The 22,487-nt window shown below is 68.3% G+C and carries 19 protein-coding genes and 3 tRNA genes; 17 read left to right on the forward strand and 5 right to left on the reverse strand.

Annotated elements, in window-relative coordinates; translation table 11 throughout:
- Window positions 1-71: 71 nt before the first annotated feature.
- Together EAO72_RS29620 and EAO72_RS29625 are read right to left on the reverse strand one after the other, a co-directional pair.
- Window positions 72-728: an SDR family oxidoreductase gene (locus EAO72_RS29620; RefSeq protein WP_148020202.1), complete on the reverse strand. Its 657-nt coding sequence runs from the start codon at window positions 726-728 to the stop codon at window positions 72-74.
- Between the two features lie 34 nt (window positions 729-762).
- Window positions 763-2,040, reverse strand: a complete 1,278-nt coding sequence (locus EAO72_RS29625) for an amidohydrolase family protein (protein WP_148020203.1) — start codon at window positions 2,038-2,040, stop codon at window positions 763-765.
- Window positions 2,041-2,319: 279 nt separating this feature from the next.
- Here EAO72_RS29625 and EAO72_RS29630 point away from each other — a divergent pair.
- The 6 genes from EAO72_RS29630 to EAO72_RS29655 all read left to right on the forward strand — a co-directional run bounded on the left by EAO72_RS29630 (window position 2,320) and on the right by EAO72_RS29655 (window position 4,994).
- A tRNA-Thr gene (locus EAO72_RS29630) sits at window positions 2,320-2,392 on the forward strand.
- Window positions 2,393-2,438: 46 nt separating this feature from the next.
- Window positions 2,439-2,511, forward strand: a tRNA-Met gene (locus EAO72_RS29635).
- Window positions 2,512-2,601: 90 nt separating this feature from the next.
- Window positions 2,602-2,766 carry a 50S ribosomal protein L33 gene (gene rpmG, locus EAO72_RS29640; RefSeq protein WP_003956487.1) on the forward strand — a complete coding sequence of 55 codons (165 nt, stop codon included), beginning with the start codon at window positions 2,602-2,604 and terminating at the stop codon, window positions 2,764-2,766.
- Window positions 2,767-2,901: 135 nt separating this feature from the next.
- The gene (locus EAO72_RS29645; RefSeq protein WP_148020204.1) at window positions 2,902-3,354 is read left to right on the forward strand and encodes a MaoC family dehydratase N-terminal domain-containing protein; all 453 of its coding nucleotides are present in this window, start codon (window positions 2,902-2,904) and stop codon (window positions 3,352-3,354) included.
- Window positions 3,354-3,782, forward strand: a complete 429-nt coding sequence (locus tag EAO72_RS29650) for a MaoC family dehydratase (protein WP_148020205.1) — start codon at window positions 3,354-3,356, stop codon at window positions 3,780-3,782. Before EAO72_RS29645 ends, EAO72_RS29650 begins: the two co-directional genes overlap by 1 nt.
- Window positions 3,783-3,938: 156 nt before the next feature.
- Window positions 3,939-4,994 carry a UDP-N-acetylmuramate dehydrogenase gene (locus EAO72_RS29655; RefSeq protein WP_148020206.1) on the forward strand — a complete coding sequence of 352 codons (1,056 nt, stop codon included), beginning with the start codon at window positions 3,939-3,941 and terminating at the stop codon, window positions 4,992-4,994.
- Window positions 4,995-5,004: 10 nt separating this feature from the next.
- Here the strand turns inward: EAO72_RS29655 and EAO72_RS29660 are convergent, their stop codons facing one another.
- A complete protein-coding gene (locus EAO72_RS29660) occupies window positions 5,005-5,640 on the reverse strand; it encodes an NAD(P)-dependent oxidoreductase (protein ID WP_148020207.1) in 636 nt (211 codons plus the stop codon).
- An 86-nt stretch (window positions 5,641-5,726) separates the two neighbouring features.
- Here EAO72_RS29660 and EAO72_RS29665 point away from each other — a divergent pair, with 86 nt between their 5' ends.
- Window positions 5,727-6,332 carry a TetR/AcrR family transcriptional regulator gene (locus tag EAO72_RS29665; RefSeq protein ID WP_148020208.1) on the forward strand — a complete coding sequence of 202 codons (606 nt, stop codon included), beginning with the start codon at window positions 5,727-5,729 and terminating at the stop codon, window positions 6,330-6,332.
- 12 nt (window positions 6,333-6,344) lie between these two features.
- Here the strand turns inward: EAO72_RS29665 and EAO72_RS29670 are convergent, their stop codons facing one another.
- The gene (locus EAO72_RS29670) at window positions 6,345-7,367 is read right to left on the reverse strand and encodes an adenosine deaminase (RefSeq protein WP_148020209.1); all 1,023 of its coding nucleotides are present in this window, start codon (window positions 7,365-7,367) and stop codon (window positions 6,345-6,347) included.
- A 134-nt stretch (window positions 7,368-7,501) separates the two neighbouring features.
- Entirely contained in the window at window positions 7,502-8,728 is a 1,227-nt protein-coding gene (locus EAO72_RS29675; protein ID WP_187285273.1) for a pyridoxal phosphate-dependent aminotransferase, read from the reverse strand.
- A 236-nt stretch (window positions 8,729-8,964) separates the two neighbouring features.
- On the opposite strand from EAO72_RS29675, the gene EAO72_RS29680 reads away from it, so the two are divergent.
- The 10 genes from EAO72_RS29680 (at window position 8,965) to EAO72_RS29730 (ending at window position 22,314) form a co-directional block, all read left to right on the forward strand.
- A tRNA-Trp gene (locus EAO72_RS29680) sits at window positions 8,965-9,037 on the forward strand.
- A gap of 106 nt (window positions 9,038-9,143) precedes the next feature.
- Window positions 9,144-9,431, forward strand: coding sequence for a preprotein translocase subunit SecE (secE, locus tag EAO72_RS29685; protein WP_073732696.1), 288 nt, complete (start codon window positions 9,144-9,146; stop codon window positions 9,429-9,431).
- Between the two features lie 75 nt (window positions 9,432-9,506).
- On the forward strand, window positions 9,507-10,418 hold the full coding sequence (gene nusG, locus EAO72_RS29690; protein WP_148020211.1) for a transcription termination/antitermination protein NusG: 912 nt from the start codon (window positions 9,507-9,509) through the stop codon (window positions 10,416-10,418).
- Between the two features lie 176 nt (window positions 10,419-10,594).
- Window positions 10,595-11,029, forward strand: a complete 435-nt coding sequence (gene rplK / locus EAO72_RS29695) for a 50S ribosomal protein L11 (RefSeq protein ID WP_010058817.1) — start codon at window positions 10,595-10,597, stop codon at window positions 11,027-11,029.
- A 79-nt stretch (window positions 11,030-11,108) separates the two neighbouring features.
- Window positions 11,109-11,831, forward strand: a complete 723-nt coding sequence (rplA, locus tag EAO72_RS29700) for a 50S ribosomal protein L1 (protein WP_148020212.1) — start codon at window positions 11,109-11,111, stop codon at window positions 11,829-11,831.
- Window positions 11,832-11,990: 159 nt separating this feature from the next.
- Window positions 11,991-12,908, forward strand: coding sequence for an LppX_LprAFG lipoprotein (locus EAO72_RS29705; RefSeq protein ID WP_148020213.1), 918 nt, complete (start codon window positions 11,991-11,993; stop codon window positions 12,906-12,908).
- A 273-nt stretch (window positions 12,909-13,181) separates the two neighbouring features.
- Window positions 13,182-13,739 carry a 50S ribosomal protein L10 gene (rplJ, locus tag EAO72_RS29710; RefSeq protein ID WP_148020214.1) on the forward strand — a complete coding sequence of 186 codons (558 nt, stop codon included), beginning with the start codon at window positions 13,182-13,184 and terminating at the stop codon, window positions 13,737-13,739.
- 83 nt (window positions 13,740-13,822) lie between these two features.
- A complete protein-coding gene (rplL, locus tag EAO72_RS29715; RefSeq protein ID WP_148020215.1) occupies window positions 13,823-14,203 on the forward strand; it encodes a 50S ribosomal protein L7/L12 in 381 nt (126 codons plus the stop codon).
- Between the two features lie 596 nt (window positions 14,204-14,799).
- A complete protein-coding gene (rpoB, locus tag EAO72_RS29725) occupies window positions 14,800-18,285 on the forward strand; it encodes a DNA-directed RNA polymerase subunit beta (protein ID WP_148020216.1) in 3,486 nt (1,161 codons plus the stop codon).
- Between the two features lie 129 nt (window positions 18,286-18,414).
- On the forward strand, window positions 18,415-22,314 hold the full coding sequence (locus EAO72_RS29730) for a DNA-directed RNA polymerase subunit beta' (RefSeq protein WP_148020217.1): 3,900 nt from the start codon (window positions 18,415-18,417) through the stop codon (window positions 22,312-22,314).
- The last annotated feature ends 173 nt before the right edge of the window (window positions 22,315-22,487 follow it).

The following is a 22,487-nucleotide window of genomic DNA, read 5'->3' on the forward strand; positions in this document are numbered from 1 at the left end:
CCGGGCCGCGGCCCCTTCGCGGCCGGGGGGCAGCGTCCGGCGAGGCGGTCGCTGCCTCTCGGCGCCCCGGGTCAGTTGCCCGCGATGTCCTTCACGGCGACCGACACCGGGACATTGCCCGAGATCAGTTCCAGCGTCAGCCCCGCCGTCGCCGGGGTGTCCAGCAGCTCCGCGAGCGCCGCCGCCACATCGTCGCGCGGCACCGGGCCGCGCCCGGTCGACGCGGCGAGCAGGACCTGTCCGGTGCCCGCGTCGTTGGTCAGCATTCCGGGGCGCAGGATCGTCCAGTCGAGGGCCGTCTGCGCGCGCACGTACGCGTCCGCCGCTCCCTTGGCCCGCAGATAGACGTCGAACACCTCGTCGCCCGGATGGTCCGGGTCGGCGCCCATGGACGACACCACGACGTAACGCCGCACCCCGGCCCGCTGCGCCGCGTCCGCGAAGAGGACCGCGGCTCCCCGGTCCACCGTGTCCTTGCGTTCCGTGCCGCTGTTCGGGCCCGCTCCGGCCGCGAAGACCGCCGCGTCGGCGCCGCGCAACACCTCGGCGGCCTCCTCCACGGTGGCCGACTCGAGGTCCAGGACCACGGGTTCGGCCCCCACGGCCCGGAGGTCCTCGCTCTGCTGCGGGTTGCGGATGATGCCCGCCGCCTCGTCCCCGCGCGCAGCGAGCAGCCGCTCCAGCCGCAGCGCGATCTGACCATGTCCACCTGCGATGACAATGCGCATGAAGTCGACGGTACGCCGCGGAGCGCCGCCGCGCTCAAGGCCCGCCGCCCGTCCCGGAATCCGGCCGCCCCTGACGCGGCAGTCCGAACGAGCTGTCCGTGTCGGAGTCGCAGTACTCGCGCACCGCGCTGGTCCGGGCGACCACCCGGCCGCGGTGCACCACGATGCGGCTGTACGCCAGCGAGAGCACCCCGGCCAGCTGCTCCCCGCGCACGGCGAGCAGCTCCGCGGGGAAGCCCGCCTCGACCCGGACCTCGGGCAGCCCCATGGCGCGCCGGGCCTCCGTCGAGACGGCCTCGTAGGCGTGTTCGGGCCGCAGCCCGCTCTGCGACGCCAGCAGGAAGGCGGCCTCCAGCGGGTCGCCGCGCCCCACCGGGTTGGCGAGGTCGCGGAGCGCCCCGCTGCCCGCCGCGACCCGTACACCGGCCGCGCGCAGCAGCCGTACGGGGGCGGTGCCCCGGCGCTCGGCCCCGCAGCAGCCGCCCTGGGGCAGGCAGATGACCGTCACGCCCGCGGCGGCGAGCTGGTCGGCGGCGCGGGCCGCGGCCTCGTCGGGAAGCCGGGAGAGGCCGGCGCACGGGCCGATGGAGACTCCTTGCCGCATTCCGCCCGCCATCGCCGCGAAGCGGGCCAGCCGGGCCGGATCGTCACTGTCCGTGTGCAGGTCCACGGGGCAGCCGTGCTCGGCGGCGACCTCCAGGACGGCCTCCGTGTACCCGGCCGGGTCCGGGTCCAGGTCGGGGCAGCCGCCGAGCGCGCCGGCCCCCATCTTCAGCGCGTCGCGGAGCATCGCCAGGTTGCCGGCGCCCGCGACGCCGGTGAGCAGCCGGGGGACGGCGACCGCGGTCAGATCGGCGAGCCCGCGCAGCGAGCGGCGGGTCTGCAGGACGGCTTCGAGGGCGCCCAGGCCCTGTACGTCGCCGATCCGTACGTGTGAGCGCAGGGCGGTCGCACCGTGGCCGAGTTGCAGCAACGCGGCCTCGGTGGCGCGCCGCTGGACGTCGTCGGGGTGCTGCGAGGCGGGCCCGGGGGCGCCGGGTCCGGCGCCGTCCGCGGTGAGCGCGGTGTCGCTGTGGGCGTGCGGCTCGGCGGGGGCGGGGAGCAGCAGGTGGCCGCGCAGGTCCAGGCGGGGGCCGGGCGCGATCAGGCTCCCGGCGGTGCCGACGGCCTCGATGCGGCCGCCGCCGAGCCGCACGTCCACGACGCGGCCGTCCGTGAGACGGGCGCCGCAGAGCGTCAGCGCGGAGCTCGCCGGGCTGCCGGCGGCGTCGGTCGTGTGGTCGTCCGGCTGCCGCGGCTGACTGTCGGGCATCGCGGCTCCTGGGAGGGGGTCAGGATCACTCAGAGTGAGACGAGCCTAGGGGTGTGCCCGGCCCGGTTCGAGGAGGAGCGAAATAGTCGTACCGGCGCGGTTCCGTGGTGCGCCGGAGGCAAGGGCTCGTGTGAGGGGCCAGGGGTGGCGGAGTGGCTGATCAAGGGCCCGGAGCGGGGCCTGACAAGGCCGTGGAGCGGTGCTGATCAAGGGCTCGGGATGGGGCTTCGAAACGGATTTGGGCGATCGGCGGCCGACCGTGTAATGTCTTCATCGCTCGCCCCAATAGCTCAGTCGGTAGAGCGTCTCCATGGTAAGGAGAAGGTCTGCGGTTCGATTCCGCATTGGGGCTCTGGTGATCGGGAAACCCCGCTTCGGCGGGGGGACTCAGTCATCAAAGCGGTGTAGCTCAGTCGGTAGAGCAAGCGGCTCATAATCGCTGTGTCACCGGTTCAAGTCCGGTCACCGCTACTAACAGTAGCCGATTGTGGGGTCGGTCCTCCGATCGGCTACTCTTTTTTTTGCGTTCATCCGTCCACCGTCCGTCCAAGGAGCACTCACGTGGCTGCCACCGACGTCCGCCCGAAGATCACGCTGGCCTGCGTGGAGTGCAAGGAGCGGAACTACATCACCAAGAAGAACCGGCGTAACAACCCGGACCGTCTTGAGATGAAGAAGCATTGCCCGCGCTGCAACTCGCACACTGCGCACCGCGAAACGCGCTGAATCAGGCTCGTACACGAGGCCGTCCCCATTGGGGGCGGCCTCGTGTCGTTTGTACTGGGCTGTACCTGTTACCTGTAGCTGTGGCCGTAGCTGCGCTGCGGGCCCCTTCATCTTTCATCAGGAGGTTGCGAGCTCATGGCGCTCGACCAGTCCTTCGTGGGGCGGACCTACCCGCCCACCCCGGCGTACGAGGTCGGCCGGGAGAAGATCCGAGAGTTCGCCGAGGCGGTGGGCGACGCCAATCCGGCGTACGTCGACCCCGAAGCGGCCAGGGCGCTCGGTCACGGCGATGTCATCGCGCCGCCGACGTTCGTGTTCTCGATCACCTTCAAGGCCGCCGGTCAGGTCGTCCAGGACCCGCTGCTGGGCCTGGACTACAGCCGGGTCGTGCACGGTGACCAGAAGTTCGTCTATGCGCGTCCGGTGCGGGCGGGGGACCGGCTGACGGTCACCTCGACGATCGAGGCGATCAAGTCCCTCGCGGGAAACGACATCGTGGACATCCGTGGCGAGGTCCACGACGAGTCCGGTGAGCATGTCGTGACGGCGTGGACGAAGCTGGTGGCGCGCGCCGCCGAGGAGGCGTGATGACGGCGAAGGTGAGTTACGACTCGGTCGAGGTCGGTACGGAGCTGCCGCCGCAGTCCTTCCCGGTCACCCGCGCGACGCTCGTGCAGTACGCGGGCGCCTCCGGCGACTTCAACCCGATTCACTGGAACGAGAAGTTCGCGCGCGAGGTCGGGCTGGAGGACGTGATCGCCCACGGCATGTTCACCATGGCCGAGGCGATCCGCGTGGTCACGGACTGGGCCGGTGACCCGGGTGCGGTCGTCGAGTACGGCGTGCGGTTCACCCGGCAGGTCGTCGTCCCCAACGACGACAAGGGCGCGCTGATCGAGGTCAGCGCCAAGGTGGGCGCGCTGCTGGACGACAAGCGGGTGCGGGTCGACCTGACGGCGACGAGCGGCGACAAGAAGGTGCTGGGCATGTCCCGCGCCGTGGTGCAGCTCGGCTGACACCGTCGCGATGTGCTGACGTAAGGGGCGCGGTCCATGGGGCCGTGCCCCTTACGCATGGGGCCGCCACCGCAGGAGCTGCCGGTTGCGCGGGGGGACGTGGCCCACGGGGCCGAGGTGCCCGGTCCCCGGAACGCGGACCGTACTCTTGTCCCCGTGCAGGAACTCCACGACGCGCCCCTCGCCCCCCTGACCACCTTCCGGCTCGGCGGCCCCGCCACCCGGCTCCTCACCGCGACGACCGACGCCGAAGTGGTCGACGCCGTGCGCGAGGCCGACGACAGCGGCACCCCGCTCCTGGTCATCGGCGGCGGCAGCAACCTGGTCATCGGTGACAAGGGGTTCGAAGGCACCGCCCTGCGCATCGCGACCAAGGGCTTCGTGCTGGACGGGCCCACGCTCGAACTGGCCGCCGGAGAGGTCTGGACGGACGCCGTCGCCCGCAGTGTGGAGGCCGGCCTCGCGGGCCTCGAATGCCTGGCCGGCATCCCCGGTTCGGCGGGAGCCACCCCGATCCAGAACGTCGGGGCGTACGGGCAGGAGGTGTCGTCCACCATCACGGAGGTCGTCGCCTACGACCGGCGCACCCGGGAAACGGTCACGATCCCGAACTCCGAGTGCGCCTTCGCGTACCGGCACAGCCGTTTCAAGGCCGAACCCGACCGGTTCGTGGTGCTGCGTGTCCGCTTCGGCCTCGAAGAGGCGGGCGGTCTGTCCGCGCCCCTCAAGTACCCCGAGACGGCACGCGCCATGGGTGTGGCGGAAGGGGAGCGCGTTCCCGCCGCGGCCGCCCGTGAAACCGTGCTCCGGCTCCGCGCCGGCAAAGGCATGGTGCTCGACCCCGAGGACCACGACACCTGGTCGGCCGGGTCCTTCTTCACCAACCCGATCCTGGACCCGGCGCAGTTCGAGGCCTTCCTCGCCGCGGCGGCGCGGCACCTCGGACCGGACGTCACGCCCCCCGCCTTCCCCGCGGGCGAGGGACGCACCAAGACCTCGGCGGCCTGGCTCATCGACCGGGCCGGTTTCACCAAGGGATACGGCTCCGGCCCGGCCCGCATCTCCACGAAGCACACGCTGGCCCTCACGAACCGCGGCGCGGCGAGCACCGAGGATCTGCTGGCCCTGGCGCGCGAGGTCGTCGCCGGGGTCCAGGACGTCTTCGGCGTCACGCTCGTCAACGAACCGGTGACCGTCGGCGTGAGCCTGTAGGCGCTGGGCGTCAGTACGCCACGCCCACCCCTTGCTTCACCGACGCCGGGTCGTCGGTCAGCGCGAGCATCGCGTGTGCCACGTCGGCCCGGGAGATGGACCGGCCGCTGCGCGGGTTGCTGCCGATGACGGTCCGGTATCGGCCCGTCAGCGGCCCGTTGGTGAGCTTCGGCGGACGCACCGACGTCCAGTCCGTGGCGGAGGCCGCCAGCGCGGCCTCCATGGCGGTGAGATCCGCGTAGACCTCCTTCAGGATCGCGCCGATCGCCGCGAGCATCATGCGGTCGAGCAGCGGGTCGTCCGCGGGCTTCGGGGCGACGGGGGCCGCGCTCACCACGAGCAGCCGACGGGTCCCCTCCGCCTCCATGGCCGTCAGCACGCTACGGGTCAGCCGCTCCGCGATTCCGTCGGCCTTCCGGCCGCGGGCGCCGAGACCGGAGAGCACCGCGTCGCGGCCCGCGACCGCCTCGCGCAGCGCCTCCGGGTCGTCGATACGGGCCGCGGTGTGGACCGTGAGGCCGGAGAGCGGCACCGGCAGCCGCGCGGGATCGCGGACCACCGCCGTCACCTCGTGCCCCGCCGCCACCGCCTGGCGGACGATCTCCTGCCCGATGCCGCCTGTCGCGCCGAACACTGTGAGCTTCATGGCACACCCTCCCAGGTGAGTAAGTATTCACTCACCTCTAGAGTGAGTGGGTACTCACTCACTCGTCAAGCTTCGTTGGAGAGCACATGGAGCAGAAGCCGGCCCGCGCCCGCATCATCGACGCCGCCCACCGGCTGATGCTCACCATCGGCCTGGCCCGGGCCACCACCAAGGAGATCGCCCGGGCCGCCGGCTGCTCCGAGGCCGCGCTCTACAAGCACTTCTCGAGCAAGGAAGAGCTGTTCGTGGTGGTGCTGAAGGAGCGTCTGCCCAAGGTCGACGGAGTCCTGAAGCGGCTCATCGCCGACCCGGGGGAGGGGGAACGGACGGTGGAGCGGAACCTCGCCGAGATCGCCCACGAGGCCGCCCTCTTCTACGAGCAGAGCTTCCCGATCGCCGCGTCCCTCTACGCCGAGCCGAGGCTCAAGGCGCGCCACGACGAGGCCATGCGCGAGCTGGGAACCGGCCCCCACATACCCATCCGCGGGCTCGACGCGTATCTGCGCGCCGAACAGGCGGCGGGTCGCGTACGGGCCGACGCCGACACGTACACGGCCGCCTCCCTGCTGATGGGGGCCTGCGCCCAGCGGGCCTTCGCCTACGACGCGACGGAGACCGGCGAGCCGCCGCAGCCGCTCGACGCCTTCGCCGCCTCGGTCGCCCGGATGGTCCTGAGCGGCCTCACGGGGTAGGACACGGGGCCGTCAGCCCGCCGGCTTGGCCAGCCATGCGTCGACGCCCGCCAGCAGGTCCGTACGGACCGCTTCGGGCGCCGCCGAACCCCGTACCGACTGGCGCGCCAGCTCGGCCAGCTCCTCGTCGGTGAACGCGTGATGGCGGCGGACGAGGTCGTACTGCGCGGCCAGGCGGGAACCGAACAGCAGCGGGTCGTCCGCCCCGAGCGCCATCGGCACACCGGCCTCGAACAGAGTGCGCAGGGGGACGTCGGAAGGCTTCTCGTAGACGCCGAGCGCCACGTTCGACGCGGGGCACACCTCGCAGGTCACCCCGCGCTCCGCCAGCCTGCGCAGCAGCCGTGGGTCCTCGGCGGCCCGGACCCCGTGTCCGACCCGTGCCGCGTCGAGGTCGTCCAGGCAGTCGCGGACGCTGGAGGGCCCCGACAGCTCACCGCCGTGCGGGGCCGCCAGCAGGCCGCCTTCCCTGGCGATGGCGAAGGCCCGGTCGAAGTCACGGGCCATGCCGCGCCGCTCGTCGTTGGAGAGCCCGAATCCGACGACGCCCCGGTCCGCGTACCGCACCGCGAGCCGTGCCAGCGTCCTGGCGTCCAGCGGGTGCTTCATCCGGTTCGCCGCGATCACCACCCGTATCGGCAGCCCGGTATCGCGCGAGGCGCTGTCCACCGCGTCCAGGATGATCTCGATCGCGGGGATGAGCCCGCCGAGCAGGGGTGCGTACGAGGTGGGGTCGACCTGGATCTCCAGCCAGCCGGAGCCGTCCGCCACGTCCTCCTGGGCGGCCTCGCGCACCAGCCGCTGGATGTCGTCGGGGGTCCGCAGGCAGGAGCGGGCGATGTCGTAGAGCCGCTGGAAGCGGAACCAGCCGCGCTCGTCCGTCGCCCGCAGGCTCGGGGGTTCGCCGCCGGTCAGTGCCTCGGGCAGCCGCACGCCGTACTTGTCGGCGAGTTCGAGCAGCGTCGTGGGCCGCATCGACCCGGTGAAATGCAGGTGCAGGTGGGCCTTCGGCAACAGCCGTACATCACGCTCCATCCATGGATCTTGCCGCACGGACGGGGCGCCGCGGTAGCCGGTTTCCCCATCGAGTTGCCCATCGAACGAATGCGCGAACACGAAAGCGACCCCCGGCCGGAACCGAGGGTCGCCATCGCGGAATCCGGGAGGTACTAGGCCTTGGCCTCGCCCAGCAGCTTCTGGAGCCTCGAGACGCCCTCGACCAGGTCGTCGTCACCCAGCGCGTAGGAAAGACGCAGGTAGCCCGGGGTGCCGAAGGCCTCGCCCGGAACGACGGCGACCTCGGCCTCGTCCAGGATCAGCGCCGCCAGCTCGACCGACGTGGCCGGGCGCTTGCCGCGGATCTCCTTGCCGAGCAGCTCCTTCACCGACGGGTACGCGTAGAACGCGCCCTCGGGCTCGGGGCACAGGACGCCGTCGATCTCGTTGAGCATCCGCACGATGGTCTGCCGGCGCCGGTCGAAGGCGGTGCGCATCTCGGCGACCGCGTCCAGGTTGCCGGAGACGGCGGCCAGCGCGGCGGCCTGCGCGACGTTGGAGACGTTGGAGGTCGCGTGCGACTGCAGGTTCGTCGCCGCCTTCACCACGTCCCTGGGGCCGATGACCCAGCCCACGCGCCAGCCGGTCATCGCGTACGTCTTGGCGACGCCGTTGACCACGATGCACTTGTCGCGCAGCTCGGGCACGATCGCCGGCAGCGAGGTGAACTTCGCGTCGCCGTAGACGAGGTGCTCGTAGATCTCGTCGGTCAGCACCCACAGACCGTGCTCGACGGCCCACTTGCCGATCGCCTCGGCCTCGGCCTCGCTGTAGACCGCACCGGTCGGGTTCGACGGGGAGACGAACAGGACGACCTTCGTACGCTCCGTGCGTGCCGCCTCCAGCTGTTCCACCGAGACCCGGTACCCGGTGGTCTCGTCGGCGACGACATCCACCGGTACGCCGCCGGCGAGGCGGATCGACTCGGGGTAGGTGGTCCAGTACGGCGCCGGGACGATGACCTCGTCGCCCGGGTCGAGGATCGCGGCGAAGGCCTCGTAGATGGCCTGCTTGCCGCCGTTGGTCACCAGGATCTGCGAGGCGTCCACCTCGTAGCCGGAGTCGCGCAGCGTCTTCTCGGCGATGGCGGCCTTGAGCTCGGGGAGCCCGCCCGCCGGGGTGTAGCGGTGGTACTTCGGGTTGCGGCAGGCCTCGACCGCGGCGTCGACGATGTAGCCGGGGGTCGGGAAGTCGGGCTCGCCGGCACCGAAGCCGATCACCGGACGGCCGGCGGCCTTGAGGGCCTTGGCCTTGGCGTCGACGGCGAGGGTGGCGGACTCGGAGATGGCACCGATGCGGGCGGAGACCCGGCGCTCGGAGGGAGAAGTAGCAGCGCTCATGCCCCCCATGCTCGCAGACCGTATTCCCCGTCGGCACAGGGGTTTCAGGGACCGGACAGCAGCCGGACACCATGTGGACGGACGAGCGGACAGCATCGGACAGGAACGGTCGGGAGCTATCTGTTCGACGCCGGGCCGCTGAGCACGTACACTCACCTGTCGTTGGCCTTCACCAGCCGCACCGTTCCTGCACCCGGGGCATCCGGGGACATGCGGTAGGTTGGTGGAATCCACAAAGGGTCGTAGCTCAATTGGTAGAGCACTGGTCTCCAAAACCAGCGGTTGGGGGTTCAAGTCCCTCCGGCCCTGCTACACACTCCTTCGCCAGGATGTGTGCGCATGTACGTACTTCAATGCACTGCCGTGCGGCTTCACCGGGCGCGGCACGGCCATGACCCGGAATCAGGTGAGAAGCGTGACGGACGCCGTGGGCTCCATCGACATGCCTGATGCCGAGGATGAAGTCCCCGAGTCGAAGAAGAAGACCCGGAAGGGCGGCAAGCGCGGCAAGAAGGGCCCTCTGGGCCGTCTCGCGCTCTTCTACCGCCAGATCGTCGCCGAGCTTCGCAAGGTTGTCTGGCCGACTCGCAACCAGCTGACGACATACACCTCCGTGGTGATTGTGTTCGTAGTCGTCATGATTGGTCTTGTTACCGTGATTGACTTCGGTTTCCAGCGGGTCATCAAGTACGTCTTCGGCTGATCCCGCGGAGGGCGCCTCATGGGGGCGCCCCTTTCGCATGTTCCACCCATTTGTATCCAGGAAGAAGCAGCCACCGTGTCTGACCCGAACCTGAACGACGCCGTCGAGCCGACGGCGGGCGCCTTCGAGTCCGCCGAGGACGAGCTCGACATCGTCGAGGCGGCGGACGCTGTGGAGCCGGACCAGGCTGAAGCTGCCGACGCCGCCGCGGGCGAGCCCGCCGAGCAGGACGCCGTGCACACCGAGGACGCCGCCGAAGCCGACGACGAGGCCCCCGAGGCCGAAGCCGGTGACGACGAGGACGAGAGCCCCGAGGCCGAGGAAGCCGCCGACGAGGCCGACGAGGAAGAGGCCGAGCCGGCCGAGCCCGTCGACGCCGTCACCGCCCTGCGCGAGGAGCTCCGTACGCTCCCGGGCGAGTGGTACGTCATTCACACGTACGCCGGTTACGAGAAGCGTGTGAAGGCCAACCTGGAGCAGCGCGCCGTCTCGCTGAACGTGGAGGAGTTCGTCTATCAGGCCGAGGTGCCTGAGGAGGAAATCGTCCAGATCAAGAACGGCGAGCGCAAGAACGTCCGGCAGAACAAGCTCCCGGGGTACGTCCTGGTGCGCATGGACCTGACGAACGAGTCCTGGGGCGTCGTCCGTAACACGCCCGGCGTCACCGGCTTCGTGGGCAACGCCTACGACCCGTACCCGCTGACCCTGGACGAGATCGTCAAGATGCTCGCCCCGGAGGCCGAGGAGAAGGCCGCCCGCGAGGCCGCCGAGGCCGAGGGCAAGCCGGCTCCGTCCCGCAAGGTCGAGGTCCAGGTGCTGGACTTCGAGGTGGGCGACTCGGTCACCGTCACCGACGGCCCCTTCGCGACCCTGCAGGCGACGATCAACGAGATCAACGCCGACTCCAAGAAGGTCAAGGGTCTCGTCGAGATCTTCGGCCGTGAGACCCCGGTCGAGCTCAGCTTCGACCAGATCCAGAAGAACTAGCGCTTCCCGCCAGCTTCTGGACACATGCCTACCGAGCAGGTCAGACCGGCTGTCACAGCAGGTCTGACCTGCTCGGTTTTTGGTCGCGCAGCTATACCCGTTATCGTTGTGCGGTATGCCTGCATCCGGATGACCGGATGACGGCGAAAACTCTCACTAGGACCCGGAGAGAGCACATGCCTCCCAAGAAGAAGAAGGTCACGGGGCTTATCAAGCTCCAGATCAACGCCGGTGCGGCCAACCCGGCCCCGCCGGTCGGCCCCGCACTGGGCCAGCACGGCGTCAACATCATGGAGTTCTGCAAGGCCTACAACGCCGCGACCGAGTCGCAGCGTGGCATGGTCGTGCCGGTGGAGATCACGGTCTACGAGGACCGCTCCTTCACCTTCATCACCAAGACTCCGCCGGCCGCCAAGCTGATCCTCAAGGCCGCGGGTGTGGACAAGGGCTCCGGCGAGCCGCACAAGACCAAGGTTGCCAAGCTGACGGCCGCCCAGGTCCGCGAGATCGCCACGACGAAGCTCCCCGACCTGAACGCCAATGACCTCGACGCCGCGTCGAAGATCATCGCCGGCACCGCCCGTTCCATGGGCATCACGGTCGAAGGCTGATTCAGCCCCACCCCCTCAGTGGTAGGACCAAGCGCTGGTCCGCACCACGACTCCACACTCTGAAACCACAGGAGTAGAAGTGAAGCGCAGCAAGAACCTCCGCGCTGCGGACGCCAAGATCGACCGGGCGCGCAACTACGCCCCGCTCGAGGCCGTCCGTATCGCCAAGGACACCGCCTCCACGAAGTTCGACAGCACCGTCGAGGTCGCGTTTGCCCTGGGTGTTGACCCGCGCAAGGCCGACCAGATGGTCCGTGGCACCGTGAACCTCCCGCACGGCACCGGCAAGACCGCCCGGGTCCTGGTCTTCGCGACCGGTGACCGTGCTGCGGCCGCGGAAGCCGCGGGCGCCGACATCGTCGGCGCCGACGAGCTCATCGACGAGGTGGCGAAGGGCCGTCTGGACTTCGACGCCGTCGTCGCGACCCCGGACCTCATGGGCAAGGTCGGCCGCCTCGGCCGCGTGCTCGGTCCGCGTGGTCTGATGCCGAACCCGAAGACCGGCACCGTCACCCCCGATGTCGTGAAGGCTGTCAACGACATCAAGGGCGGCAAGATCGAGTTCCGCGTCGACAAGCACTCGAACCTGCACTTCATCATCGGCAAGACCTCGTTCGACGAGACCAAGCTGGTGGAGAACTACGCAGCGGCGCTGGACGAGATCCTCCGTCTGAAGCCGTCCGCCGCCAAGGGCCGCTACATCAAGAAGGCCACGCTGGCCACCACGATGGGCCCCGGCATCCCGCTGGACGCCAACCGCACCCGTAACCTCCTCGTCGAGGAGGACCCGGCCGCCGTCTGAGCCATCGCGCTCGTACGACCGCCGTGTCACGTGTGACATTGACGGGCCCCGCAACCTTTCGAGGTGCGGGGCCCGTCCTCGTATGTACGGACCAGTGGCTGTCGGTGCCGTGCGTTAGCGTGCGGGGCACAGAGAGCCGAACGAGGGGTGGAAGCGGACATGAGGACCAGTACCGTACGGCGCGTTGGCCTGGCCGTGGCTGTGGCGGCGGCGCTGACGTCGGTCGGGGCCTGTGGCGGATCGGACGGCGGCTCCACGAGCAAGGGCAAGGACGCGAGCAGCGGCAGCGGCGTGGTGAAGACCGACGCGATTGCCGCGCTGCTCGACGTGCAGAAGAAGACCGGCGCCGCCAGCTCGGCGAAGGTCGAGGGCACCATGACCGTGGGCAGTGCCATGTCCATGAAGCAGTCCGGGGCGCTCGACTGGAGCGACGGCGTCAGCGGCAGCATGGAGATCACGTACACCGGCGGCGCCATGGCCGACACCATGAAGAAGGCCGGCGGCACCGGCACGATGCAGGCCCGCTACTTCAAGGACGGCTACGCGGCGGACATGGGCGCGGCGATGGCCCGGCAGACCGGTGGCAAGCGCTGGATCAGCTACTCCTACGAGGACCTCGCCGAGCTCGGGGGCGCCTCCGGGGCGGCGATGAAGGACCAGATGCAGAACACCACTCCCGACCAGGGAGTGAAGTCGCTGCTGGCCTCCGGCGATGTGAAGGAGGTCGGCAAGGAGCAGGTCCGCGGTGTCGCCACCACGCACTACTCCGGCACGGTCGACGTCGCCGAGCTGACCGCCAAGACGTCGAAGCTGGACGCCGATCAGCTGGCAGCGCTCAAGAAGCAGCTCAACGACGCCGGGATCACCACGGAGAAGGTCGACATCTGGGTCGACGAGAACGACCTGCTGGTGAAGAAGAGCGAGCGCGGGCAGATGAAGACCGGCGAGCTCAACACGACGATGTTCTACAGCGACTACGGGACCAAGGTCTCGGTCGAGCCGCCCCCGGCCGGCGAGACCATCGGGTTCAAGGAGCTGCTCCAGCAGCAGCAGGGCGCGACCGCGGGAGCGTCCTAAACCTTCCGGACCACCCGAACCCGGACGGATTTGCCCGGCGCGACCCCGGTCGCGTACTCTTCTGCAGAAGCCAAAGACCGCTGGTCGTTGCTGAAACCCGCAAGGGCGACGGCAACCGAAGGATCCGTTGAATGCGGACGACCTGCGCAGGTGACTGTGGAAAAGCTCCCGGATCTCATTCGGTCGAGCTTCGCCCTGGCGCCTGCGCCGGGGCGTTTCGTCTTTTCCGGGCCCTTTTGAGCGGTCCTCATCACCCGGAAGGAGGCCACGCTCATGGCAAGGCCCGACAAGGCTGCAGCGGTAGCCGAGCTCGCGGACCAGTTCCGCAGCTCGAACGCCGCCGTGCTGACCGAGTACCGGGGCCTCACCGTGGCACAGCTCAAGCAGCTGCGCCGTTCGCTCGGTGAGAACGCCCAGTACGCCGTGGTGAAGAACACGCTGACCAAGATCGCGGCCAACGAGGCCGGGATCGACACGCTGGACGACCTGTTCGCAGGTCCGACGGCGGTTGCCTTCGTCACCGGTGACCCGGTGGAGTCGGCGAAGGGTCTTCGTGACTTCGCCAAGGACAACCCCAACCTCATCATCAAGGGCGGTGTCCTTGACGGTAAGGCGCTGTCCGCCGATGAGATCAAGAAGCTCGCGGACCTCGAGTCCCGCGAGGTTCTGCTCGCCAAGCTGGCCGGCGCCATGAAGGGCAAGCAGACTCAGGCTGCGCAGCTCTTCCAGGCTCTGCCGTCGAAGTTCGTCCGCACCGCGGAAGCTCTTCGTGCCAAGCGGGAAGAGCAGGGCGGTGCCGGTACTCCGGCTCCCGCCGAGGCCGCCGAGTAATTTCGCTCAGCGGTCCAGCGGGCTCCACGTACGCCCGCCGACATATACATCCGGCACCTGCCGAATAGTGGAAGGACGCCATCATGGCGAAGCTCAGCCAGGAAGACCTGCTCGCTCAGTTCGAGGAGCTCACCCTCATCGAGCTCTCCGAGTTCGTTAAGGCCTTCGAGGAGAAGTTCGACGTCACCGCCGCCGCGGCCGTCGCCGCCGCTCCGGTCGGCGCTGCCGCCCCGGCCGAGGCCGCTGCCGAGCAGGACGAGTTCGACGTCATCCTCACCGCCGCCGGTGACAAGAAGATCCAGGTCATCAAGGTCGTGCGTGAGCTGACCTCCCTCGGCCTGAAGGAGGCCAAGGACCTCGTCGACGGCGCCCCGAAGCCCGTCGTCGAGAAGGTCGCCAAGGAGGCCGCCGAGAAGGCTGCCGAGTCCCTCAAGGCCGCCGGCGCCTCCGTCGAGGTCAAGTGACCCAGCGAGTCTTCTGACTCCTTGGGACCCCCGTGCCGCGAGGCGTGGGCGTCACTTCGCGAAAGGCGATCACCCGTATGGGTGGTCGCCTTTCGGCGTACCCGCGGTGGGTGCCTTGCTCTTCGCGCGGTGACGAGTATGGTGATCTTCGCCGTGCGCCTCTCGTGGGGAGCGCGGGTGGCGCCGAGAGGCGGCGGGAGGCGGGTCTCGGGGCCCGTACCGGCTGGGGGGCCTTGACGAACCGCACGAGGCGCGCAATTCTCAAGGCGCGTCGTCACATCGATCCGAATCCGAGGCATGGATCGATGGCGAAGAGGGCAGTAAAGAAGAGCGCACCCCGCGCAGGGCTAGACATAGGTGTTGAGAACAGCTTTTGAGTGCAACGTGGGTCTCTGAGAACCCCGACTGGACATCAGTGTGCCGCTTGGCTACACTGACCCTTTGCGCTGCCTGTTAGCTGCCTCCTGCCCGTCACCAGGGGCATACCCATCTTGTGCACCGTGGACCGTTCATCCCTCACCTGGGATATCTGTCCACCTGTCCAGTTTGGGACCGGTACGCGCGTAGTGAGTCCGAGCCCTCGGAAGGACCCCCTCTTGGCCGCCTCGCGCAACGCCTCGACCGCGAATACGAACAACGGTGCCAGCACCGCCCCGCTGCGCATCTCTTTTGCAAAGATCAAGGAGCCCCTCGAGGTTCCGAACCTCCTCGCGCTGCAGACCGAGAGCTTTGACTGGCTCCTCGGTAACGCCGCCTGGAAGGCTCGCGTCGAGGCTGCTCTGGACAGTGGACAAGACGTCCCCACCAAGTCCGGCCTGGAGGAGATCTTCGAGGAGATCTCACCGATCGAGGACTTCTCCGGGTCGATGTCGCTTACGTTCCGCGACCACCGCTTCGAACCCCCCAAGAACTCGATCGACGAGTGCAAGGAGCGCGACTTCACGTTCGCCGCCCCGCTCTTCGTCACGGCCGAGTTCACCAACAACGAGACCGGCGAGATCAAGTCCCAGACGGTCTTCATGGGCGATTTCCCGCTCATGACCAACAAGGGCACCTTCGTCATCAACGGCACCGAGCGTGTCGTGGTGTCGCAGCTGGTCCGCTCGCCGGGTGTCTACTTCGACTCCTCGATCGACAAGACGTCCGACAAGGACATCTTCTCCGCCAAGATCATCCCTTCCCGGGGTGCCTGGCTGGAGATGGAGATCGACAAGCGCGACATGGTCGGTGTCCGCATCGACCGCAAGCGCAAGCAGTCCGTCACCGTTCTCCTGAAGGCTCTCGGCTGGACCACCGAGCAGATCCTCGAGGAGTTCGGCGAGTACGAGTCCATGCGCGCCACCCTGGAGAAGGACCACACCCAGGGCCAGGACGACGCGCTGCTCGACATCTACCGCAAGCTGCGTCCCGGCGAGCCGCCGACGCGCGAGGCTGCTCAGACGCTGCTCGAGAACCTCTACTTCAACCCGAAGCGCTACGACCTCGCGAAGGTCGGCCGCTACAAGGTGAACAAGAAGCTCGGCGCGGACGAGCCGCTCGACGCCGGTGTCCTCACCAGCGACGACATCATCGCGACCATCAAGTACCTCGTGAAGCTGCACGCCGGCGAGACCGAGACGACCGGCGAGTCCGGCCGGGAGATCGTCGTCGAGACCGACGACATCGACCACTTCGGCAACCGTCGTCTGCGTAACGTCGGCGAGCTCATCCAGAACCAGGTCCGTACGGGTCTGGCCCGGATGGAGCGCGTCGTGCGCGAGCGCATGACGACTCAGGACGTCGAGGCCATCACGCCGCAGACCCTGATCAACATCCGGCCGGTCGTCGCCTCCATCAAGGAGTTCTTCGGCACCAGCCAGCTGTCGCAGTTCATGGACCAGAACAACCCGCTGTCGGGTCTCACCCACAAGCGCCGTCTGTCGGCTCTTGGCCCGGGTGGTCTGTCCCGTGAGCGGGCCGGCTTCGAGGTCCGTGACGTGCACCCGTCCCACTACGGACGCATGTGCCCGATCGAGACCCCTGAAGGCCCGAACATCGGTCTGATCGGTTCGCTCGCCTCGTACGGCCGCGTCAACGCGTTCGGCTTCATCGAGACGCCGTACCGCAAGGTCGTCGACGGCCAGGTCACCGACGAGGTCGACTACGTCACGGCCGACGAGGAAGACCGTTACGTCATCGCCCAGGCGAACGCGACGCTCTCCGACGAGCTGCGCTTCACCGAGCCCCGCGTCCTGGTCCGCCGTCGTGGCGGAGAGGTCGACTACGTGCCCGGCACCGAAGTCGACTACATGGACGTCTCGCCGCGCCAGATGGTGTCCGTCGCCACCGCGATGATCCCGTTCCTGGAGCACGACGACGCCAACCGTGCCCTCATGGGCGCGAACATGATGCGTCAGGCGGTGCCGCTCATCAAGTCCGAGGCCCCGCTCGTGGGCACCGGCATGGAGTACCGCTGCGCCACCGACGCCGGTGACGTGCTGAAGGCCGAGAAGGACGGTGTGGTCCAGGAGGTCTCCGCGGACTACATCACCGTGACGAACGATGACGGCACGTACACCACGTACCGCATCGCGAAGTTCATGCGCTCCAACCAGGGCACCTCGGTCAACCAGAAGGTCGTCGTCTCCGAAGGCGACCGGGTGATCGCCGAGCAGGTGCTCGCCGACGGTCCGGCCACCGAGAACGGTGAGATGGCCCTCGGTAAGAACCTGCTCGTGGCATTCATGCCGTGGGAGGGTCACAACTACGAGGACGCGATCATCCTGTCGCAGCGCCTCGTGCAGGACGACGTCCTCTCCTCGATCCACATCGAGGAGCACGAGGTCGACGCCCGTGACACCAAGCTCGGCCCGGAGGAGATCACCCGGGACATCCCGAACGTCTCCGAAGAGGTCCTCGCGGACCTGGACGAGCGCGGCATCATCCGTATCGGTGCCGAGGTCACGGCCGGTGACATCCTCGTCGGCAAGGTCACGCCCAAGGGCGAGACCGAGCTGACCCCCGAGGAGCGCCTGCTCCGCGCGATCTTCGGTGAGAAGGCGCGCGAGGTGCGCGACACCTCGCTGAAGGTGCCGCACGGCGAGATCGGCAAGATCATCGGCGTCCGCGTCTTCGACCGCGAAGAGGGCGACGAGCTGCCGCCGGGCGTGAACCAGCTGGTCCGCGTCTACGTCGCGCAGAAGCGCAAGATCACCGATGGTGACAAGCTCGCCGGCCGTCACGGCAACAAGGGCGTCATCTCGAAGATCCTCCCGATCGAGGACATGCCGTTCCTGGAGGACGGCACCCCGGTCGACATCATCCTCAACCCGCTGGGTGTCCCGTCCCGAATGAACCCGGGACAGGTCCTGGAGATCCACCTCGGCTGGCTCGCCAGCCGCGGCTGGGACGTCTCCGGCCTCGGTGACGAGTGGGCCAAGCGCCTGCAGCTCATCGGCGCCGACCAGGTAGCCCCCGGCACCAACGTCGCCACGCCCGTCTTCGACGGTGCGCGCGAGGACGAGATCACCGGCCTCTTCCAGGCCACGATCCCGAACCGCGACGGCGACCGGCTGGTCCAGCCCTCGGGCAAGGCCAACCTGTTCGACGGCCGCTCCGGCGAGCCGTTCCCGGAGCCGGTCTCGGTCGGCTACATGTACATCCTCAAGCTCCACCACCTCGTCGACGACAAGCTGCACGCTCGTTCGACGGGTCCGTACTCCATGATCACCCAGCAGCCGCTGGGTGGTAAGGCTCAGTTCGGTGGACAGCGCTTCGGTGAAATGGAGGTGTGGGCCCTTGAAGCTTATGGCGCCGCATACGCCCTCCAGGAGCTGCTGACGATCAAGTCCGACGACGTGACCGGCCGCGTGAAGGTCTACGAGGCCATCGTCAAGGGCGAGAACATCCCCGAGCCCGGCATTCCCGAGTCCTTCAAGGTGCTCATCAAGGAAATGCAGTCGCTCTGCCTCAACGTGGAGGTGCTGTCCTCGGACGGCATGTCCATCGAGATGCGCGACACGGACGAGGACGTCTTCCGTGCGGCGGAGGAGCTCGGTATCGACCTGTCCCGGCGCGAGCCGAGCAGCGTCGAAGAGGTCTGACGGGTTGGCCGGCCGGATCCCCGTGATCCGGCCGGCTCTCCCCGGACCCGTTCAGACCATTGCTGAAGTGCCCCGATTTCTCGCGTGAAGCGAGGGGGCTCGAACCCCCGAAAGAGGGATTGACGACAAGTGCTCGACGTCAACTTCTTCGACGAGCTGCGGATCGGCCTTGCCACCGCGGACGACATCCGGACCTGGTCCCACGGCGAAGTGAAGAAGCCGGAGACCATCAACTACCGCACGCTCAAGCCCGAAAAGGACGGACTCTTCTGCGAGAAGATCTTCGGTCCGACGCGGGACTGGGAGTGCTACTGCGGCAAGTACAAGCGTGTCCGCTTCAAGGGCATCATCTGTGAGCGCTGTGGCGTCGAGGTCACTCGCGCCAAGGTGCGCCGTGAGCGCATGGGCCACATCGAGCTTGCCGCTCCCGTCACCCACATCTGGTACTTCAAGGGCGTCCCGTCGCGCCTGGGCTACCTGCTGGACCTCGCGCCGAAGGACCTCGAGAAGGTCATCTACTTCGCCGCGTACATGATCACGTTCGTCGACGAGGAGCGCCGCACCCGCGACCTCCCGTCGCTGGAGGCCCACGTCTCCGTCGAGCGTCAGCAGGTCGAGAACCGTCGCGACTCGGACCTCGAGAACCGCGCCAAGAAGCTCGAGACCGACCTCGGCGAGCTCGAGGCCGAGGGCGCCAAGGCCGACGTGCGCCGCAAGGTGCGCGAAGGCGCCGAGCGTGAGATGAAGCAGCTGCGCGACCGTGCGCAGCGCGAGATCGACCGCCTCGACGAGGTGTGGAGCCGCTTCAAGAACCTCAAGGTCCAGGACCTGGAGGGCGACGAGCTGCTCTACCGCGAGCTGCGTGACCGCTTCGGCACGTACTTCGACGGCTGCATGGGTGCCGCTGCTCTGCAGAAGCGCCTGGAGTCGTTCGACCTCGACGAGGAGGCCGAGCGCCTCCGCGAGATCATCCGTACCGGCAAGGGCCAGAAGAAGACCCGTGCGCTCAAGCGCCTCAAGGTCGTCTCCGCGTTCCTGCAGACCAGCAACAAGCCCAAGGGCATGGTGCTCGACTGCGTGCCGGTCATCCCGCCGGACCTGCGTCCGATGGTGCAGCTGGACGGTGGCCGCTTCGCGACCTCCGACCTGAACGACCTGTACCGCCGTGTGATCAACCGCAACAACCGCCTCAAGCGTCTCCTTGACCTCGGTGCCCCCGAGATCATCGTGAACAACGAGAAGCGGATGCTGCAGGAGGCCGTCGACGCGCTGTTCGACAACGGCCGCCGCGGTCGCCCGGTCACCGGTCCCGGTAACCGCCCGCTCAAGTCCCTCAGCGACATGCTGAAGGGCAAGCAGGGCCGATTCCGTCAGAACCTTCTCGGTAAGCGTGTGGACTACTCCGCGCGTTCCGTGATCGTCGTCGGCCCGCAGCTGAAGCTGCACCAGTGCGGTCTGCCCAAGGCCATGGCGCTGGAGCTCTTCAAGCCGTTCGTGATGAAGCGCCTGGTGGACCTGAACCACGCGCAGAACATCAAGTCGGCCAAGCGCATGGTCGAGCGCGGCCGCACGGTCGTGTACGACGTCCTGGAAGAGGTCATCGCCGAGCACCCGGTTCTCCTGAACCGTGCGCCGACGCTGCACCGCCTCGGCATCCAGGCCTTCGAGCCGCAGCTGGTCGAGGGCAAGGCCATCCAGATCCACCCGCTCGTCTGCACCGCGTTCAACGCGGACTTCGACGGTGACCAGATGGCCGTGCACCTGCCGCTCTCCGCGGAGGCGCAGGCCGAGGCCCGCATCCTGATGCTGTCCTCGAACAACATCCTGAAGCCGGCCGACGGTCGTCCCGTCACCATGCCTACGCAGGACATGGTGCTGGGTCTGTTCTTCCTGACCACCGACGGCGAGCTCCGTGACACCAAGGGCGAGGGCCGCGCGTTCGGCTCCACGGCCGAGGCGATCATGGCGTTCGACGCCGGCGAGCTGGCGCTCCAGTCCTCCGTCGACATCCGCTTCCCGGTGGGCACCATCCCGCCGCGTGGCTGGGTGCCGCCGGTCGCCGAGGAGGGCGAGCCCGAGTACCAGCCGGGCGACACCTTCCGGCTGCGCACCAGCCTGGGCCGCGCGCTCTTCAACGAGCTGCTGCCCGAGGACTACCCGTTCGTCGACTACTCGGTCGGCAAGAAGCAGCTCTCCGAGATCGTCAACGACCTCGCCGAGCGCTACCCCAAGGTCATCGTGGCGGCGACGCTCGACAACCTGAAGGCGGCGGGCTTCCACTGGGCCACCCGTTCCGGAGTCACCGTCTCCGTCGCGGACATCGTCGTCCCCGAGGCCAAGAAGGCCATCGTCAAGGGCTACGAGGACCAGGACGAGAAGGTCCAGAAGCAGTACGAGCGCGGTCTGATCACCAAGGACGAGCGCACGCAGGAGCTCATCGCGATCTGGACCAAGGCGACCAACGAGGTTGCCGAGGCGATGAACGCGAACTTCCCCAAGACGAACCCCATCTTCATGATGGTTGACTCGGGTGCCCGAGGAAACATGATGCAGATGCGTCAGATCGCCGGTATGCGTGGTCTGGTGTCCAACGCCAAGAACGAGACGATTCCCCGTCCCATCAAGGCGTCCTTCCGTGAGGGCCTCACCGTTCTGGAGTACTTCATCTCCACGCACGGTGCCCGTAAGGGTCTGGCGGACACCGCCCTGCGTACCGCCGACTCGGGTTACCTGACCCGTCGTCTGGTGGACGTCTCGCAGGACGTGATCATTCGCGAGGAGGACTGCGGCACCGACCGTGGCCTCAAGCTGAAGATCGCGGTCAAGGGCGCCGACGGCGTGCTCCGCAAGACGGACGACGTCGAGACCTCGGTGTACGCCCGCATGCTCGCCGAGGACGTCGTCGTCGACGGCAAGGTCATCGCGCCTGCCAACGTCGACCTCGGTGACGTCCTGATCGACGCCCTGGTGGGCGCCGGCGTCGAGGAGGTCAAGACCCGCTCGGTCCTGACCTGTGAGTCCGCGGTCGGCACCTGTGCCTTCTGCTACGGACGCTCGCTCGCCACCGGCAAGCTGGTCGACATCGGTGAGGCGGTCGGCATCATCGCCGCCCAGTCCATCGGTGAGCCCGGTACCCAGCTGACGATGCGTACCTTCCACACCGGTGGTGTGGCCGGTGACGACATCACCCAGGGTCTGCCCCGAGTCGTCGAGCTCTTCGAAGCCCGTACGCCGAAGGGTGTCGCCCCGATCTCGGAGTCCGCTGGCCGGGTCCGGATCGAGGAGACCGAGAAGACCAAGAAGCTCGTGGTCACGCCGGACGACGGCAGCGAGGAGATTCCTTTCCCGATCTCCAAGCGCGCCCGTCTGCTGGTGGGCGAGGGCGACCACGTCGAGGTGGGCCAGAAGCTCACCGTGGGTGCCACCAACCCGCACGACGTGCTGCGGATCCTCGGCCAGCGCGCAGTCCAGGTCCACCTGGTCGGCGAAGTCCAGAAGGTCTACAACTCGCAGGGCGTGTCGATCCACGACAAGCACATCGAGATCATCATCCGGCAGATGCTGCGCCGCGTGACGATCATCGAGTCCGGCGACGCGGAACTCCTGCCGGGCGAGCTCGTCGAGCGCTCGAAGTTCGAGACCGAGAACCGTCGTGTGGTCCAGGAGAGCGGTCACCCCGCCTCCGGCCGGCCGCAGCTGATGGGTATCACCAAGGCCTCGCTGGCGACGGAGTCGTGGCTGTCCGCGGCTTCCTTCCAGGAGACGACCAGGGTCCTGACGGACGCGGCGATCAACGCCAAGTCCGACTCCCTGATCGGCCTCAAGGAGAACGTCATCATCGGTAAGCTCATCCCGGCCGGTACGGGTCTGTCCCGCTACCGCAACATCCGGGTCGAGCCGACCGAGGAGGCCAAGGCCGCGATGTACTCGGCCGTCGGCTACGACGACATCGACTACTCGCCGTTCGGCACGGGCTCCGGCCAGGCCGTTCCGCTGGAGGACTACGACTACGGTCCGTACAACCAGTAAGCGAGTCGCTTGATACGACCGGAGGGCGGTCATCCCGTACACACGGGGTGGCCGCCCTCCGGCGTGCGATACGTCACTCCGGCCCGCCGACACGTACGGTGGTGGGAGGCCCCAAGGGCGCCGGGAGCCCCGTGTGGGGCCTCCCACCACCGTACGTGTCGGCGGGCCGGAGT

Origin of the sequence: Streptomyces sp. OR43 (assembly GCF_008042275.1) — a bacterium.
In the GTDB taxonomy this organism is placed as follows: Bacteria; Actinomycetota; Actinomycetes; order Streptomycetales; family Streptomycetaceae; genus Streptomyces.

What these genes read in the sequence shown, in the direction of transcription:
- EAO72_RS29660 (WP_148020207.1), bottom strand. Translation starts at nt 5,640, where the DNA reads ATGAAGCTCACAGTGTTCGGCGCGACAGGCGGCATCGGGCAGGAGATC.
- rplL (WP_148020215.1), top strand. Translation starts at nt 13,823, where the DNA reads ATGGCGAAGCTCAGCCAGGAAGACCTGCTCGCTCAGTTCGAGGAGCTC.
- EAO72_RS29670 (WP_148020209.1), bottom strand. Translation starts at nt 7,367, where the DNA reads ATGGAGCGTGATGTACGGCTGTTGCCGAAGGCCCACCTGCACCTGCAT.
- EAO72_RS29645 (WP_148020204.1), top strand. Translation starts at nt 2,902, where the DNA reads ATGGCGCTCGACCAGTCCTTCGTGGGGCGGACCTACCCGCCCACCCCG.
- EAO72_RS29665 (WP_148020208.1), top strand. Translation starts at nt 5,727, where the DNA reads ATGGAGCAGAAGCCGGCCCGCGCCCGCATCATCGACGCCGCCCACCGG.
- EAO72_RS29650 (WP_148020205.1), top strand. Translation starts at nt 3,354, where the DNA reads ATGACGGCGAAGGTGAGTTACGACTCGGTCGAGGTCGGTACGGAGCTG.
- EAO72_RS29625 (WP_148020203.1), bottom strand. Translation starts at nt 2,040, where the DNA reads ATGCCCGACAGTCAGCCGCGGCAGCCGGACGACCACACGACCGACGCC.
- rplJ (WP_148020214.1), top strand. Translation starts at nt 13,182, where the DNA reads ATGGCAAGGCCCGACAAGGCTGCAGCGGTAGCCGAGCTCGCGGACCAG.
- rplK (WP_010058817.1), top strand. Translation starts at nt 10,595, where the DNA reads ATGCCTCCCAAGAAGAAGAAGGTCACGGGGCTTATCAAGCTCCAGATC.
- EAO72_RS29705 (WP_148020213.1), top strand. Translation starts at nt 11,991, where the DNA reads ATGAGGACCAGTACCGTACGGCGCGTTGGCCTGGCCGTGGCTGTGGCG.
- EAO72_RS29675 (WP_187285273.1), bottom strand. Translation starts at nt 8,728, where the DNA reads ATGAGCGCTGCTACTTCTCCCTCCGAGCGCCGGGTCTCCGCCCGCATC.
- EAO72_RS29620 (WP_148020202.1), bottom strand. Translation starts at nt 728, where the DNA reads ATGCGCATTGTCATCGCAGGTGGACATGGTCAGATCGCGCTGCGGCTG.